General features: G+C 69.1%; 11 protein-coding genes. 5 read left to right on the top strand and 6 right to left on the bottom strand.

Features of this window, described 5'->3' with window-relative positions; genetic code table 11:
* Positions 1 to 119: 119 nt before the first annotated feature.
* The 3 genes from RKE40_RS15950 to RKE40_RS15940 form a co-directional block, all read right to left on the bottom strand.
* Positions 120 to 3,524 carry an acyl-[ACP]--phospholipid O-acyltransferase gene (locus RKE40_RS15950; RefSeq protein WP_316019216.1) on the bottom strand — a complete coding sequence of 1,135 codons (3,405 nt, stop codon included), beginning with the start codon at positions 3,522 to 3,524 and terminating at the stop codon, positions 120 to 122.
* Positions 3,525 to 3,644: 120 nt separating this feature from the next.
* On the bottom strand, positions 3,645 to 3,923 hold the full coding sequence (locus RKE40_RS15945; protein WP_316019215.1) for a YiaA/YiaB family inner membrane protein: 279 nt from the start codon (positions 3,921 to 3,923) through the stop codon (positions 3,645 to 3,647).
* Positions 3,924 to 3,975: 52 nt separating this feature from the next.
* A complete protein-coding gene (locus RKE40_RS15940) occupies positions 3,976 to 4,668 on the bottom strand; it encodes a PspA/IM30 family protein (protein WP_316019214.1) in 693 nt (230 codons plus the stop codon).
* A gap of 103 nt (positions 4,669 to 4,771) precedes the next feature.
* On the opposite strand from RKE40_RS15940, the gene RKE40_RS15935 reads away from it, so the two are divergent.
* The 5 genes from RKE40_RS15935 to RKE40_RS15915 all read left to right on the top strand — a co-directional run bounded on the left by RKE40_RS15935 (position 4,772) and on the right by RKE40_RS15915 (position 11,161).
* Positions 4,772 to 5,401, top strand: a complete 630-nt coding sequence (locus RKE40_RS15935) for a TetR/AcrR family transcriptional regulator (protein WP_316019213.1) — start codon at positions 4,772 to 4,774, stop codon at positions 5,399 to 5,401.
* Between the two features lie 297 nt (positions 5,402 to 5,698).
* The gene (locus RKE40_RS15930) at positions 5,699 to 6,421 is read left to right on the top strand and encodes a GntR family transcriptional regulator (protein WP_316019212.1); all 723 of its coding nucleotides are present in this window, start codon (positions 5,699 to 5,701) and stop codon (positions 6,419 to 6,421) included.
* An 81-nt stretch (positions 6,422 to 6,502) separates the two neighbouring features.
* The gene (locus RKE40_RS15925; RefSeq protein WP_316019211.1) at positions 6,503 to 8,086 is read left to right on the top strand and encodes an ABC transporter substrate-binding protein; all 1,584 of its coding nucleotides are present in this window, start codon (positions 6,503 to 6,505) and stop codon (positions 8,084 to 8,086) included.
* 100 nt (positions 8,087 to 8,186) lie between these two features.
* The gene (ggt, locus tag RKE40_RS15920; protein WP_316019210.1) at positions 8,187 to 9,782 is read left to right on the top strand and encodes a gamma-glutamyltransferase; all 1,596 of its coding nucleotides are present in this window, start codon (positions 8,187 to 8,189) and stop codon (positions 9,780 to 9,782) included.
* A gap of 134 nt (positions 9,783 to 9,916) precedes the next feature.
* Entirely contained in the window at positions 9,917 to 11,161 is a 1,245-nt protein-coding gene (locus RKE40_RS15915) for an aminopeptidase (RefSeq protein WP_316019209.1), read from the top strand.
* A 55-nt stretch (positions 11,162 to 11,216) separates the two neighbouring features.
* On the opposite strand, the gene RKE40_RS15910 is transcribed toward RKE40_RS15915, so the two are convergent.
* From RKE40_RS15910 to RKE40_RS15900, 3 genes are all read right to left on the bottom strand, one after another.
* Positions 11,217 to 14,765, bottom strand: a complete 3,549-nt coding sequence (locus RKE40_RS15910; protein ID WP_316019208.1) for a molybdopterin cofactor-binding domain-containing protein — start codon at positions 14,763 to 14,765, stop codon at positions 11,217 to 11,219.
* Positions 14,762 to 15,256 carry a (2Fe-2S)-binding protein gene (locus RKE40_RS15905; protein WP_316019207.1) on the bottom strand — a complete coding sequence of 165 codons (495 nt, stop codon included), beginning with the start codon at positions 15,254 to 15,256 and terminating at the stop codon, positions 14,762 to 14,764. The genes RKE40_RS15910 and RKE40_RS15905 overlap by 4 nt, the downstream gene beginning before the upstream one ends.
* Before the next feature lie 247 nt (positions 15,257 to 15,503).
* Positions 15,504 to 16,700, bottom strand: coding sequence for an amidohydrolase family protein (locus tag RKE40_RS15900; protein ID WP_316019206.1), 1,197 nt, complete (start codon positions 16,698 to 16,700; stop codon positions 15,504 to 15,506).
* Positions 16,701 to 16,818: the final 118 nt, after the last annotated feature.

The following is a 16,818-nucleotide window of genomic DNA, read 5'->3' as shown; positions in this document are numbered from 1 at the left end:
CTTAGTCGCGGAGGTCGTAGGCCGCTGCAGTGCCGGCCCCGCCGCCGACCGGGATCGATCGCTGTCGACGGCGGCGGAGGAAGCGCCGGGACCGGCTCATACGAGCAGCTAGAAGCCGATCATGCGACGGCCGTCGCGGTGGCCGCCCGTTCCTTGACCAGCCGGGTCACCCCGGCGAAGTCGAGCTTGCCGGAGCCGAGCACCGGCACGGTGGGCACGACCATCACCTCGGCGGGTACCATCAGCTCGGAGGCGCCCTTCGCCTTGGCGAAAGCCTGGAACTCGGCACGGCTCGCGCCCTTTTTCTGCGTCACCAGCACCAGCCGCTCGCCCTTGCGCGCATCGGGCAGGCTGGCGACCGCCGAGAGTGCGTCGGGCCAGAGCTCGGCGGCGAAGGCCTCGATCGCGGCGAGCGAGACCATCTCGCCGGCGATCTTGGCGAAGCGCTTGGCCCGCCCCTTGATCGCGATGAAGCCGTCCTTGTCGATGGTGACGATGTCGCCGGTGTCGTGCCAGCCCTCGGCCGGCGGTTCGAGCAGACCCGGATTCTCGGCGCGCAGATAGCCGAGCATGATGTTAGGGCCGCGCACATGCAGGCGCCCGCCGTCCTCGACGCCGGGCACGGTCTCGAGCCTGGCCTCCATGCCGGGCATGATCCGCCCGACCGTGCCGAAGCGGTTGAACATCGGCGTGTTGATCGCCAGCACCGGCGCGGTCTCGGTCACGCCATAGCCTTCGAGGATGCGCAGGCCGAACTTCTCCATATAGGTCCGGCGCGTCGCCTCCTTGACCGGCTCGGCGCCGGCCAGGATGTAGCGCAGCGAGCGCAGGTCGTAAGGGTGCGCCGCCCGCGCATAGCCGGAGAGGAAGGTGTCGGTGCCGAACAGGATGGTGGCGTTCGAGCCGTAGACCAGCTCCGGCACCATCCGGTAGTGCAGCGGCGAGGGGTAGAGATAGACCGGCACGCCCGAGACCAGCGGCAGCACGAGGCCGACCGTCAGTCCGAAGGAGTGGAAGACCGGCAGCACGTTGAAGACCTTGTCCTGCCGGCCGAAATCGATCCGCGCCGCCGCTTGCGCCGCATTGGCCAGCATGTTGGCATGGCTGAGCACGACGCCCTTCGGCGTGCCTTCCGAGCCCGAGGTGAACAGGATCGCGGCGCGGTCCTGGCCGCCCGATGCCTCGATCGGATGTCCATGGCGCCAGAGCGCCTTGAGCTTGTCGGCCGTCGAGACGGTGGCGCGGACATCCTCGAGATAGATGATGCGGACATCGGCCTGCAGCGCCTCGACCAGCGGCCCCATCCGGCCTTTCTCGACGAAGGCGCGCGAGGTCACGATGGTCCTGATCTGCGCCGCCGCGCAGGCCGCGGCGATGTTGGTCGCCCCCGCCGTGAAGTTGATCATCGCCGGGACGCGCGCCGCCGAGATCAGCCCGAGGATCGTCACCGCCGCACCGTTGGCATTGGGCAGCATGACGCCGATCGCCTCGCCTTTGCCGGCCAGCGGCGCGAGCTTGCGGCCCAGCACCTCGGCGCCGATCAGCAGGCGCTTGTAGCTCAGCGTGCCGGTCAGCGGGTCCTCGACCGCGACGCGGCCCATGCCATGGCGCCGCGCCGCCTCGGCCACGGCGTCGAAGACGCTGCGCTCGATGTCGGTGGTGCGGAAGATCAGGTCGGACATCACCTGGTAGAGCGCCGTGCCGGCGGCCTGGCGCCGGGCGCGGCCCTTGAGCTCCTCCGGCACGGTGAGCGAGACCGGCTCGAGGATGGTGACGCGCACCTTGGGGAACCAGCGGCGACGCACCTGCGCGCGGGTGAGGCGCGAAAAGATCGTCGCCTCCAGGCCTTCGATCCGGACCGGCACGACCTTCGCCCCGGATTTTTCGGCGATCATGCCGACGCCGTCATAGACCTTCATCAGGCTGCCAGTGACGGTGAGCCGGCCTTCCGGGAAGATCACCAGGCTTTCGCCGGCCTTGACCGCGTTGATCAGCGAGCGGGTCGCGAGCGGGCGGGCCGGATCGAGCGGCATCGCCCGGGTCAGCCTGAGGAAGGGCTTCACCCACCAGCGCTGGGCGATGCCGTGGTCGATCGCGAAGACCGGCTCCTTGTCGAGGATCGAGAGCGCCAGCGCCGCGTCGAGGAAGGAGACGTGGTTGAGCGCGATGATCGCGTTATCGCCAGCCTTGGCGATGTTCTCGCGACCGGTGACCTCGACCCGATAGAAGGCGCGAAACAGGATCGACAGGAAATCGCTGAGCGGATTGGTCGGCAGCGTCCGGAAGATCCAGAGCGAGGCGGCGATGGTCGAGGCGCCGATCAGCAGGAAGAGATGCGAGAGGGTGAAGCCCGCCGCCTGCAGCAGAGCCACCGCGAGCGCGCCCGCGACCATGAAGGCGGCGGAGAGCACGTTGACGGCGGCGACGATGCGGGCGCGCTTCTCAGCCGGCGACCAGCTCTGCGTCGCGGCGAAGGAGGGCACGATGAAGACGCCGCCAGCGATGGCGAGGCCGGCGAGGTCGATGCCGACGCGCCAGGCTGATGCATCCCGGAAGAAGACAGCCATGTCCTGCGCCGGCTGGTGCGGAACGATGCCGGAGACCGCCCAGCCCAGATCGAGCGCGAAAAGGCCCATGACGATGCCGGCAACCGGCACCGGCAGCAGGACGATGCGCCCGCTCGACAGGAAGGAGCCGAAGCCGGAGCCGACCGCGATGGCAATGGCGAAGATCGCGAGATAGGTCGAGACGACCATCTCCGTGCCGCCCATGCCGTTCTTCACCAGCGCGGGCAGCAGTGCCATCACCACGGCACCGATCAGCCAGAAGATCGAGACCATCACGCCGGTGCGCCAGAGGCGGGCATCGGCCCAGAGATCCCTGAGCAGGTCGCGGGTCGAACGCAGGATGTTGCGGTCGATGGCAAGATCAGGAGCGGCCGGGCCGGTCTTCGGAATGAACAGGGTCGCGACCCAGCAGGCGAGGGCAAAGACCAGGATCAGCAGGCTAAGCTGGGCGGCATCGCCGCCTTCACGCGCCGTGAGGCCACCGGCGATGGTGCCGAGCAGGATCGCGATGAAGGTCGCGCCCTCGATCAGCGCGTTGCCGGCCGGCAGTTCCTCGCGCTTCAGATGGTCGGGCAGGATGCCGTATTTGATCGGCCCGAACAGCGCGGCGATGACGCCGAACAGGAAGAGCGCGACGAAGAGCACCGGCACGGAGTGGAGCGTGAAGCCGAGGACGGCGACCCCGGCGGCGCCGATCTCCGCGAGCTTCAACCGCTGCGCCATCACCGCCTTGTCGAAGCGGTCCGCCATCTGGCCGCCGATCCCCGAGAGCAGGAAGAAGGGCGCGATGAAAAGCCCACCTGCCAGCGTCACCAGCGCCTCGCCATGCGAGCCGGCCAGCCGGTAGAGGATGATGAAGACGAGCGCGTTCTTCAGGAAATTGTCGTTGAAGGCGGAGAAGAACTGGGCCCAGAACAGCGGTGCAAAGCGTCGCTTCAGCAGCAATGTGTCGATCATGGCGGGCTCGCGAAGGGACTGGGGAGAGGATGGCATCGCCCTGGCACAGCAAATCTTGCCGGCACTGGGCGATGCGGGGAAGCGGCTAAACGGAGCTTACCAATTGACGGCCTGACCGCATCAGGCGACCGGCTTGCCGGCATCCATCAGGAGGCGCTCGGTGCGGGCGTCCTCGATGCGGTTCACCAGCTTCGAGGCCTCGTGCATGTCGCGCACCGTCTTGGTCATGGTGATGCAGGACTGGACCAGCATCACCACGCCCATGGCGAGATAGCCCTTGGCCCACCAGTCGAGCGGCAGGAACAGGATGCCGGCGCCGACCATGGCGGCGGCTCCGAGGAACGAGGCGTAGGTGAAGGTCATCCAGGCGCCGCTATGCGGCTGCGCGTTCTGGTTCATCGTCTTTCTCCCATCGGTCGGATTTGCGGAACGCAGAGGTCAATTCGCGGGATCAGCTCGGCTGGACCTGCCGGGCGCGCAGGCGCTCGAGCACGTCCTCGGCGCTGGCCCGCAGGCGCGGCCCGAAGCCGCGGGCGGCGAGCTTCTCGGTGATCGAGGCCGCCGCCGCGCCGTCGAGCTCGTCGAGGGCGAGGTCGGCGGCCTCTGCCTCGACCTGGCGCTCGCGCAGTCGTTTCAGGGTCTGCTCGGCCTCGGCCAGCGTCGCCTCGTGCGGCAGTCCGGCGTCGATGCGGCCACGCCTGATGTCGCGGACCGCCTCGGAGGCGCGGGCGAGGCGGCGGCCGCGATCGAGCACGGCGATCCGGGCCTGGGCCTGGCCGACATGGCGGCGCAGCCGAACGATCTCGGCGGCGAACAGCGCCTGCGCGCTCGCCGCCGCGTCGCGATCGGCCTCTAGGCTCGCGATCGCCTCGGCGCCGTCGCGGGCGAGCCCGTCATCGCGGGCGACCAGCGCCGCGCTGACGCGCAACTCCAGATCGGCGATGCGGGCATTGCCGGCGGTGAGCCGGGCGCTCTCCTGCTGATCCTGCGCGATCGCTACTGCCAGCGCCTTCTTGGCGCGCTCGAAGGTGGCTGCGGCATCGCGGAGCTGCTGGTCGAGGATCACGAGCGCGTTCCGATCGGCAAAGCGCTCCTCGGCGATCGCGGCGCCGCCGCGGATGAAGGTGAGAAACATCTTGAGCATTGGTTCCCTCCTGCTATGAACGTTGTTCACGATAGATGCATAGCCGATCCATGAACGCCGTTCAAGTCAAATTTTGAACGACGTTCACGGCCGAGGAAGCCAGATGACCACGACCGCCGCCCGCCGGGATCGCCAGCGCGAGCAACTGATCGAGGCTGCCGAGCGCACCATCGCCGAAAGGGGACTCGCGGGCCTGAAGGCGCGCGAGCTTGCCGGCGAGATCGGCTGCGCGCTCGGCGCGATCTACAATCTCGTGCGCGACATGGACGAGCTCGTGCTGCGGGTGGGGTCGCGCACCCTCGCCAGGCTGGACGAGGCGCTGGGGCATGCCTCGCAAGGGGCGCTGGCCGCTGCGCCGGAGGATGCTGCCGGCCGCCTGGTCGCGATCGCCCTGGCCTATTCGGCCTTCGCTCGGGAAAATCCCCGACTCTGGCGGACGCTGTTCGAGTATCGCATGGCGGAAGGAGCGGAGGTTCCGGACTGGGCGGTCGCCGAGCAGATGCAGCTCTTCCGCCACATCATGGCGCCGCTTGGCGCCCTGCTGCCGGAAGCGGGCGAGCCGCAGCGGCTGCTGCTCGGGCGCACCCTGTTCTCCGCCGTGCACGGCGTCGTCGCGATCGGCCTCGAAGAGAAGCTCGTCGCCGTGCCGCGCCGGGAGCTCGACCACCAGATCGAGACGCTGGTCCGGCTGGTCTGCGCCGGGCTCGCCGCGGATACCAGGCTGATCCGCTAGGCGTCTGCGGAGCGGGCCGAGAGCCCCGTATCGCGACGCCATTTCGGACAAGCGGAAGCCGCGCGGCTCCCGAACCGATCGAAGAACGCTGTGCTCTACGGTGGATCCCGGCCCTGCGCTTCGCTCCGGCCGGGATGACGGCGATTGACCGTGACCGCCTACCAGCTGCGTGTGGCGTGGCGCTTGACGGCCGCAGTTGGTGCCGTGCAGAATTGTATGAGTGGATACACTCATACAATTGTGAGCTTCAGCCAGCGTGGTTGGAGCGGGCCGCGGCCGGCGCAGGGAGATGATCGCATGGCTTTCCGACCAGCGCCGGCGGCCGGCACGGCGCCGGAGGAGGCCTATCTCGCCATCCTCGCCGGCATCCGCAGCGGCCGTTACGAGCCCGGCGAGCGCCTGATCCCCGAGGCGATCGCCAAGGAGCTGGCGATGAGCCGGATGCCGGTGCGCGAGGCTTTCCAGCGCCTCGCCAATGAGGGGCTCGTCACCATCCGGCCCAATCGCGGCTGCGTCGTCGCCGGCTTGACCGTCGACGAGATCTTCGAGGCGTTCGAGATCCGTTCGGTGCTGGAAGGCCTTGCCGTCCGCCTCGCCATGCCGCGCGTCGATGCTGCCGTGCTGGCCGAGCTCGAGGATCATCTGTCCCGGATGCAGCGCGCTGGGGAAGCCGGCGGCGAGGCCTGGCTCGCCGCGCATCAGGCCTTCCACGCCTATATCTGCGGGTTGAGCCGGCGCCCGAAGCTCGTCGCCCAGATCGCAGCGCTGCACATCGCGGTCGAGCCCTATATGCGCGTCTGGCTGCACCATGTCGCGCGCCCGAGCACGGCGACCCAGGCCCAGAACGAGATCGTCGCGGCGATCCGCAGCGGCGACGCCGCCCGGGCCGAGACGGTGATGCGCGAGCATGTGCTGCGCACAGCGCCGAAGCTCGCCGAGTTCCTGCGCAGCAGCGGATATCCGGCGGTGGCGCGCCGCGCCACGCTGACCGCGCAGCCAGCGGCATCGGAGCCTGCCTGAAGCAGAAGACCAGCGGCCGCCGCGCGAAAATGGCGGCCATCGGAGGACGTCCGGGGACCACGACAAGAACAGGGGATTACGATGGATCGACGCCAGTTTCTGAAAGCCTCCGCCGTTACCGCCTTCCTGCCCGCCGCGCCGCTGATCGCCCGTGCACAGGACGCCAAGACCCTGCGCTTCGTGCCCTATTCCGACGTCGCGATCATCGATCCGATCTGGACCAACGGCTATTCGACCCGCACCCACGCGCTTCTGGTCTGGGACACGCTTTACGGGCTCGACGACCAGTTCCAGCCGCAGCCGCAAATGGTCGAAGGCCATCTCGTCGAGGATGACGGCAAGCGCTGGACGCTGACGCTGCGCCCCGGCCTCGTCTTCCATGACGGCAGCAAGGTCCTGGCCCGCGACGCCGTCGCCTCGATCAGGCGCTGGGGCGCGCGCGACACTTTCGGCCAGGCGCTGATGGCGGCGACCGAGGAGCTTTCCGCCCCGGACGACCGCACCATCCTCTTCCGCCTGCGACGGCCCTTCCCGCAATTGCCGGCGGCGCTCGCCCGCCCGAGCGCGCTCGTCGCGGCGATCATGCCGGAGCGGCTGGCCCAGACCGACCCGTTCAAGCAGATCCCGGAGGCGATCGGCAGCGGGCCCTATCGCTATCTCACGGCCGAGCGCATTGCCGGCGCCCGCCATGTCTACGCCCGGCATGAAGGCTATCTGCCGCGCGAGGGCACGCCGAGCTTCACCGCCGGCCCGCGTACGCCTCTCCTCGACCGGATCGAGTTCAACGTCATGCCCGATCCGGCGACCGCGGTCTCGGCCCTGCAGACCGGTGCGGTCGACTGGGTCGAGCAGCCGATCATCGACCTCTTGCCGCTGCTGCGGAAGGATCCGAACATCACCGTCGCGGTCAAGGATCGCAGCGGCATGGCCGGCCAACTCCGGCTCAACCATCTCCAGCCGCCGTTCAGCAATCCCGCCATCCGCCGCGTCGTGCTCAAGGCGATCAACCAGGAAGACTGCATGAACGCGGTCTGCGGCGGCGATCCCGAGGTCGAGCGCGGCAGCATCGGCTTCTTCCCGAGCAATTCGGCGATGGCGTCCGAGGTCGGCATCGAGGCGCTGAAGGCGCCGAAGGATTTCGGCAAGCTCAAGCAGGAGCTGGAAGCCGCCGGCTACAAGGGCGAGCGCGTCGTCTTCCTCTCCGGCCAGGACGTGCCGCGTATCGCCCTAGCCGCCGAGGTCGCGGCCGATGCCTTGCGCAAGATCGGCATGAATGTCGATTTCGTCGCCGCCGACTGGGGCACCGTGCTGCAGCGCATCAGCAATCGCAGCCCGGTCGAGCAGGGCGGCTGGGGCTGCTACATCACCTATTGGTCGGGGCTCGACCTCGGCTCGCCGGCGACGAGCTCGCCCTTGCGCGGCAACGGCGCCAAGGGCAGCCCCGGCTGGCCCGATAGCCCGGCGATCGAGGCCTTGCGGGCGCGCTGGCTGGAGGCGCCCGACCTCGCCGGCCAGAAGGCGATCGCCCAGGAGATCCAGCTGCAGGCGATGCAGGACGTGCCTTACGTCCCCGCCGGCCAGTACTTCCAGCCCGTCGCCTATCGCAAGAACCTGACTGGCATGCTGAACGGCGTCCCGGTCTTCACCAATCTGCGGAAGGGCTGAGGCCCGCCCGCAATCCCCCAAACCGGCGCAGCGCTCTTGGTTGCGCCGGTCCCACGCGAACCCGGCCCGTTGCCGGCCTGCCCGACGAAAGACCTGCCCGATGCGCGATTTCGAACTCCCCGGCCGCTCGCTCGCGATCAGCCGCAATGCCATGGCCGCCACCTCGCACCCGGCCTCGACGCTGGCCGCGCTCGACATCCTGCGTGCCGGCGGCAATGCGATCGACGCGGCGGTCGGCGCCTGCGCCGTGCAATGTGTGGTCGAGGCCGGCTCGACCGGCATCGGGGGCGACTGCTTCGTGCTCTATTCGCCGGGGGGCTCGACCGATATCCGCGCCTATAACGGCTCCGGCCGCACGCCGGCCGCCGCAACGCTCGACTGGTACGCCAAGGCCGGCATCACCACGCTGGAGCGGCACTCGCCGCATGCCGTCACCGTACCGGGCGCGGTCGAAGCCTGGGCGCGGCTGGTCAAGGACCATGGCAGGCTGCCGCTATCCGAGATCTTCCAGCCGGCGATCGCGCTCGCCCGCGAGGGTTATGCCGTCACGCCGCGCGTCGCCTACGACCTCGCCGGCCAGCACGACACGCTGGTCCGCGACCCGAACGCCGCCGCGACCTTCCTCGTTGACGGCCAGCCGCCGAAGGCCGGGACCGTGCAGCACCAGCCCGGCCTCGCCGCGACCTTGGAGGCGATCGGCCGCGAGGGGCCGGACGCCTTCTATCGCGGCGAGATCGCCGCCGAGATGGTCGCGCATCTCAACGCCGCGGGCGGCCTGCATACGCTGGAGGATTTCGCCGCGGCACAGGGCGAGTACGTCAAGCCGATCAGCACCAGCTTCCGCGGCCGCACCGTCTATGAGTGTCCGCCGAACGGGCAGGGCATCATTGCGCTGATGATCATGAAGATCCTGGAGCGCTTCCAGCCCAAGGGCGGCCCGCTCGAGGCCGCGAACCTGCATATCGAGCTCGAAGCGACGCGCCTCGCCTATGCGGCACGCGACCGGCTTGTCGCCGACATGGCGCAGGAGAAGGTGCCGGTCGAGCTGCTGCTCTCGGACGGGCTCGCCGACCAGCTCGCCGCCGCGATCGATCCTTCCCGCGCCAGCGATCCGCTGCCCGTCATCCCCGCCGGCGCCGAGCACAGCGACACCGTCTACATCTGCGTCGTCGACAAGGACCGCAACGCCGTCAGCTTCATCAACTCGATCTTCTCGCCCTATGGCAGCGGGCTGATGACGAGAAAATCGGGCGTGCTCTTCCATAATCGCGGCCAGAGCTTCGTTCTGAAGCCGGGCCACCCGAACGCGGTCGCGCCGCGCAAGCGCCCGATGCACACCATCATCCCCGGCATGGTCGCGGAAAATGGCCGCGTCGTGATGCCGTTCGGCGTGATGGGCGGCCACTACCAGGCGATGGGGCACGCCCATTTCCTGGCGAAGTTGTTCGACCACGGGCTCGACCTGCAGGAGGCGATCGACCTGCCGCGCCTGTTCCCGCTGCCGGGCACGGCGACGGTCGAGGTCGAGGGGCGCCTGCGCGAGAGCGTCGGTGCGGAACTGGCAGCCCGCGGCTTCGACGTCCAGCCGCCGAAGACCCCGATGGGCGGTGCCCAGGCGATCTGGATCGACTGGGAGAAGGGCACGCTGACCGGCGGCTCCGATCCGCGCAAGGATGGCTGCGCGCTCGGCCTCTGAGCGGCCGCTGCCGCCACCCGCATACTGCCATGGCCGGCGCTGCACGAATGCTGTGCCGGCAGCAGTGCGGTTGACCTTGAGGCGATTTCCGCCTGCATTGCGCCTCTGATTTCGAATCTGATGCGGACCCTCTCATGAACAAGCACGTCTCCGGCATCGATCCCGCCAAGCTCGACCGGCTGGCGCAGGTCGCCGTCAAGGTCGGCCTCAATCTGCAGGAGGGGCAGGACCTCTTCCTGACCGCGCCGCTGGCGGCGCTGCCGCTGGTGCGGCGCATCGCCGAGCACGCCTACAAGGCCGGCGCCGGCCTGGTGACGCCGATCTTCTCCGACGAGGAGCTGACGCTGGCGCGGTATCGCTATGGCAAGGATGGCAGCTTCGACCGTGCCGCCGGCTGGCTGCACGAGGGCGCCGCCAAGGCCTTCGCCGCCAACACCGCCCGCCTCGCCATCGTCGGCGACGACCCGATGCTGCTCTCGGCGCAGGACCCGGCCAAGGTCGCCCGCGCCAACAAGGCGAACTCGGTGGCCTATCAGCCGGCCCTGGAGAAGATCGCCAACTTCGACATCAACTGGAACATCGTCGCCTTTCCCGGCGCCGCCTGGGCCCGGCAGGTCTTCAAGGACGATGCCGAGGAGATCGCCGTCGCGCGCCTCGCCGAAGCGATTTTCGCCGCCTCCCGCGTCGACCGCGACGACCCCGTCGCCGCCTGGGCCGCCCATAACGCCGCGCTCGCCCAGCGCACGAAATGGCTGAACGGCGAGCGCTTCGCTGCCCTGCATTTCACCGGGCCCGGAACCGATCTCACCGTCGGCCTCGCGGATGGCCATGAATGGCAGGGCGGGGCATCGACCGCCAAGAACGGCGTCACCTGCAACGCCAACATCCCGACTGAGGAGGTCTTCACCACCCCGCATGCGCGCCGGGTGGAGGGCCATGTCTCCTCGACCAAGCCGCTCTCCTATCAGGGCACGCTGATCGACGAGATCCAGGTCCGCTTTCAGGAAGGCCGCATCGTCGAGGCGAAGGCGGCGCGCGGCGAAGAGGTGCTGAACCGGGTGCTCGACACCGATGAGGGCGCCCGCCGCCTCGGCGAGGTCGCGCTGGTGCCGCATTCCTCGCCGATCTCGCAGAGCGGCATCCTGTTCTACAACACGCTCTTCGACGAGAACGCCTCCTGCCATATCGCGCTCGGCCAGTGCTATTCGAAGTGCTTCGTCGACGGCAGCAAGCTGACGGCCGACGAGATCGCGGCGCAGGGCGGCAATAAGAGCCTGATCCATATCGACTGGATGATCGGCTCCGGCGAGGTCGACATCGACGGCGTCAAGCCCGATGGCAGCCGCGTGCCGGTGTTCCGCAAGGGCGAATGGGCCTGAGGTCCGTCGCTTCGACGATGGTCGGGACTACGGTCCCGGCCATGACGGCGCGGCCTCAGTGCCCTGTTTTGCGTGCCCGGGCGACCGCCGCCTCGACCCCGTCCCAGGCGGGTTTGTCCGGCGCGAAGCGGGCGCGCATGTAGCCGGCGAGCTCGACGATCTGGCGGTCGTCGAGCGCCGTGGCGAAGGAGGGCATCGAGCCGATGCCGTGCTGGCCGCCCTCGAGCAGCATGTTGACGAGGTTGGTCGGCGTCGTGGCATGGAGCTTCGACGACAAGCCGAGCGACGGCCCGGCATTGACGAGCGGCGCCGCGCGGCCGGGCTCGTGGCAGGCGGCACAGGCGCCCTGATAAAGGCGCGCGGCCGGTGAGGTCGCGGGATTGGCCGCGGTGCTGGTGGCGAGTTCGATCCGGCTGGCGCGGGCCTGCGCCTCCGCTTCCGGGAGCGGCGTGTTCAGGGAGGCGAGATAGGTCGCCATCGCCCTGATGTCGGCATCCGGCAGTTCCTTGAGCTCGGCGATCACCGGGGCCATCGGGCCGGCCGCGGCGCCATGCAGTTTCGAGGTTCCCGTGCGCAGATAGGCATAGAGCTCGGCCTCGCTCCAAGGGAGCGGCCCGGCAGAGGCATTGGTCAGGGCCGGCGCCTCCCAGCCTTCGGCCTCGCCGCCGGTGAGATAGGCGCTGCCGCCGCGCTCGGCTCCGAGCGCGTTGCGCGGCGTGTGGCAGGCGCTGCAATGGCCGAGACCGTCGACGAGATAGCGGCCGCGATTCCATTCGGCCGAGCGCGCCGGTTCCGGCTTGAGTTCGCCCTTCGGCCGGAACAGCAGGTTCCAGCCCGCCATCAGCGGGCGCAGGTTGAAGGGGAAGGTCATCCGGCTCGGCTGGTTCTCCTGCCGCACCGCTGGCTGGGACATGAGGAAGGCGTAGAGCGCCTGCAGGTCGGCCTCGCTGGTCCTGGCGTAGTTCGCATAGGGGAAGGCCGGGTAGAGATGGCGGCCATCGCGGTGGATGCCGGCGCGCATCGCCCGCTCGAAGGCCGGGTAGGACCAGTTGCCGATGCCGGTTTCCGGATCGGGCGTGATGTTGGTGGTCATCACCGTGCCGAAAGGCGTCTCGAGTGCGAACCCGCCGGCATAGGGCACGCCGTCCTTGGCCGTATGGCAGACCGCGCAGGCGCCGAGGGCGGCGAGCTGGCGGCCCCGTTCGATCGTCGCCGCCGACCAGGTCGCGGGATCGGGCCGGGCGATCGGCGCGATCGCGGGGGCTATCGCGAGCGAGATCGCAGCGAAGCCTGTAGCTCCGGCGAAAGCCGCGCCGAGCTTGCTCCACAGGCCGAAACGCCGGGGCTTCTCCCGCAGTTGCGGCGCGGCGGGCGCTGCCGCCGGCAGCCGCCCGAGGCCGGCGAGCACGCGCTCGGGCGTCAGCGGCAATTCGCGGAAGCGGACCCCAGTCGCGTCATAGACGGCGTTGACGATGGCAGCGGCGCTCGGGACCGAAGCCGACTCGCCGGCGCCGAGCGGCGCCTCATGCTGCTTGTCGACGAGCAGCACGTCGATCGCCGGCAGCTCCGGGAAAGTCAGGACGGGGTAGGCTCCCCAGTCACGGGCCGCGACGGCGGTGGTCTGCGAGAAGCTCACCTCCTCGCGCAGCACGCGGCTGGTCGACTGCAGGACATTGCCGTGGACCTGATGGGTCACGCCGGCCGGGTTGACGATCATGCCGGTGTCCTGGCCGACGGTGACGCGGCTGACCGTGACCTCGCCGGTGGTACGATTGACCGCGACATCGGCGACCCAGGCGGCCCAGGCGGCGCCGACGCCCGGCCAGCTGCCGTGGACATAGCGCGCCTGGGCGAAGCCGCGGCCGCGCATGATATCGCCGTCGGCCTCCATGCGCGGGCCGACATGCGACTGCCAGCCCGCCCGCTCGGCGGTGGCACGGGTCAGCTCGGCGGCGCGCTCGTCATTGATATGGCGGAGGCGGAATTCGACCGGGTCGACGCCGGCCTCATGGGCGAGCTCGTCGATATAGCTCTCATGGGCGAAGACGTTCGGCATGGCCGAGACGCCGCGCAGCCAGGAGGCGCGGACGATCGGCGGCATGTCATAGGCCGTCAGCCGCATGTTCTCGTAATCGTAGGACGGCACGGCGGTACGGTCGCCCATGCGCAGCGTCGCCGGCTGGTTCGGGATCCGCCCGGTCAGCAGCAGTGCCAGCGTCGGCGCCGCGTTCGACGGATACCAGGTATGGAAATCATAGGCTGCGAGCGAGGCATCGGGGCCGAGCCCGCCCTTGATGTCGATCAGCTGGGCGGCGCCCTTCGGCTCCCAGAGATGTTCCTGCTCGCGGGTGAGCTGGACGCGCACCGGCGCGCCGACTGCGCGCGAGAGCAGCACCGCATCGGCGGCGACGTCGTCGGCGCAGTTGCGGCCATAGCAGCCGGCGGCCTCGTGGCGGACGATGTCGATCTGCTCGCGCGGCAGGCCGGTGAGCACGGCGAGGTCGTTCTGGAGCGGAAACGGGTTCTGGCTGCCGGTCCAGACGGTGATGCCGTCGGCGCGCACATCGGCGACGGCGCAGGACGGGCCGATCGAGCCATGCATGTGGTAGGGCCAGACGTAAGTCCGGTCGAGCCGCTTCTCGAGCGTGCCGAGAGCGGCCTCGACATCGCCCTCGTCGACCAGCAGGCGTGGGGTCGAGGGATGGGCGCGCAGGGCCTGGGCGACGTCGGAGAGGTCCGGCGGCGTGAACGAGCGCCAGTCCACCTTCAGGGCGAGCGCGGCCTCCGCGGCCTGCTCCTCGCGCTCGGCCACGATGCCGATGAAATCGCCCTCGACGACGAGGGCGCGGATGCCGGGAATGCCGGCGATCGAGTCGCGGTCGACCGCGATCAGGCTCCGTCCAACGAAGTCGCCGGCATCCATGCCGGAGTAGGGCGGGCGGACGACGCGGCCGTGCAGCATGCCGGGCACGCGCACATCGTGGACATAGACGAAGCTGCCATCGACCTTGGCGGGGATGTCGACCCGTGCCACCGATCGGCCGATCAGCCTGTGATGGTCGATCGGCTTGAACTGCGCGCTCTCGGCCAGCGGCAGCAGCAGGCGCTCATTGGCGAGCAGCGTGTCGAGGCCGATCGCCGGCACTGCGGCCTCGCCGCGATAGAGCCGGCCGTCGCGCAGACTGATCTCGTCTTCGCCGCAGGCGAGCGCCGCGGCGGCGAGCGTTATCAGCCGGGCGCGGATCTGGGTCGCGCCGATCCGCATCGCGACCGAGGTGACCTGGATCGTCTCGCTGGCGATGGTCGCGCCCTGGTCCGGCGTATCGGCGGTGTCGCCGAGCACCATCTCGACGGCGTCGAAAGGGAAGTCGAGCTCCTCGGCCACCATCTGGGCGAGCGCGGTGCGGATGCCCGTGCCGAGATCGACATGGCCGCAGAAGGCGAGAATCCGCCCTTCGGCGGTGAGGCAGATATGCAGGTCGAGCGCGTCCTCGGAGGTGTCGCCAGCCGGCGCGCCCTTGCGCGGCGCGACGACGGCGATGATGCCGCCGCGCTGCAGCAGCGCCCTTCGCGAGAGCGGAGATGGTGGCACGCTGTCATTCATGGTGCAGCCGCCTCGCCGGCCTGCCCGCGCTCGGCGGCGAGCAGCACGGCCTTGACGATCTCGACATGGGTGCCGCAGCGGCAAAGATTATAGCGCAGCGCTTCGCGCACCTGTGCTTCGCTTGGCGCCGGATTCACGGCCAGGAAGGCCTTGGCGGTCATGATCATGCCGTTGATACAGTAACCGCATTGCGCGGCCTGGGCGTCGATGAAGGCCTGTTGGACCGGGTCGGGCCCCTCGCTGCTGCCGAGCCCTTCCAGCGTGACGATCTCGCGCGCCTCGGCGAGGCGGACCGGCAGGGCGCAGGCGCGAGCTGCAATGCCGTCGATCAGCACGGTACAGGCGCCACATTCGCCGAGGCCGCAGCCGAATTTCGGGCCGTTCAGCGAAAGATCGTTGCGCAGGAAGAAGAGCAGGGGAGTCTGCGGCTCGCCCTCGACGAGGTGATCGGCGCCGTTGACGCGCAGGGCGAAGCGCCGCGTCGTTCTCATGGCTCGCCCAAGCGGGGCGAGGCGCCTCTGATCGCGATTGTCGTCACGTGACCCAAATCGTTCGTATGCGAATGAGAATAATGACAAGTCACGGCGTGCGGCAAGCGGCATTTACGCAGGGAGACGCGCTGCCGTTATGCTCGCCCTTGTGGCGAGCATCCGCGTCCTGAACACGCCTTCGCCGACGGAAGCGAAGACGTGGGTGGTCGGCATAAGGCCGACCATGACGGGACGGAGCGGGGACCGCTCAGTGCTGGACGGAGGGGATCTTCTCGGCCGGCGGGGTGTTGCGGCTGATGCCGCTGCGCACGATGCCGTCGATCACAATCATGCCGATGCCGGGCAGGTCGCCGAGCTGGATCGAGTCGAGGAAGTTCCTGCCGGCGGAATGCTGGGCCTTGTCCATGAAGACGAAATCGGCGCTGCGCCCGACCTCAATCAAGCCGCAATCGAGGCTGCGCATGCGGGCGGTGTTACCGGTGGCGAAGCAGAACGCCACCTCGGCCGGGACGTCGCCGAGCGAAGACAGCATCGAGACCATGCGGACGATGCCGAGCGGCTGGACGCCGGAGCCGGCCGGGCCGTCGGTGCCAAGGATGACGCGGTTCATCTCGCCCATCTCGCGGGCGACGCGCAGCGTGTAGAGCGCAGCGCGCTCATTGCCGTTATGGACGAGCTCAAGGCCGCGCTTGCAGCCCTCGCAGATGCAGCGGATTTCCTTGTCGGGCAAGGCGGTATGGCCGCCATTGATGTGGCCTACGACATCGGTGTCGGCCTCGAGCACGACATCGGCGCCGATCAGGCCGGAACCGGGGATCGAGGGGCCGCCGGTGTGGATCGTCGACTGGATGCCGTATTTGCGGGCCCAGGCCACCATCTCCTTGGCGCGAGCGCCGTCCTTGACGCCGCCGAGGCCGACTTCGCCGAGCAGCTTCACGCCGGCATCGGCCAGGTCCTTGAAGTCCTGCTCGACCATGCCGGGCTCGATCACCGGCGCGCCGGCATGGATCTTGACGCCGCCGGGCCGGAAGGCGGTGAAGGCGCGCTGCGCATAGATCGCCATCGCCTTCAGGCCGACAATGTCCTTGGGACGGCCGGGGGTGTGGACCTCGCCGGCCGAGATCATGGTGGTGACGCCGCCATGCATGGTCGAGTCGATCCAGCCGAGCTGGTTCTGGCGCGGCGTCCAGTCGCCGGCGACGGGGTGGACATGGCTGTCGATCAGGCCGGGCGAGAGCACGGTGCCATGGGCGTCGATGACGGTGTCGGCCTGGTCGGTGTCGAGGTCCTTGAAGCGGCCGATCGCGGCGATCCTGCCGCCGATGGCGATAAGCGTGTCGGCGTCCAGGATCGGGCGCTCGATGTCGCCCGAGAGCATCAAGCCGATGTTCTTGATCACCAGCTTGTGGTTGGCGCCGACCGTCGCCGTCTGCAGTTCAGCCATCTCGTTCCGCCCTCTGAAGCCCTGGATATCCTCTCCGTCCCGAACCCGATTGACAAGTGCGATCGAAGGCGGCATATCGTTTGTGTACGAACAAGTTTTGCACCCGCCTTCCCAGCCT

The organism is Allobosea rubneri (genome assembly GCF_032464875.1).
Taxonomy (GTDB): Bacteria; Pseudomonadota; Alphaproteobacteria; order Rhizobiales; family Beijerinckiaceae; genus Allobosea; species Allobosea rubneri.
This window is presented reverse-complemented; position numbering and strand designations above follow the sequence as displayed.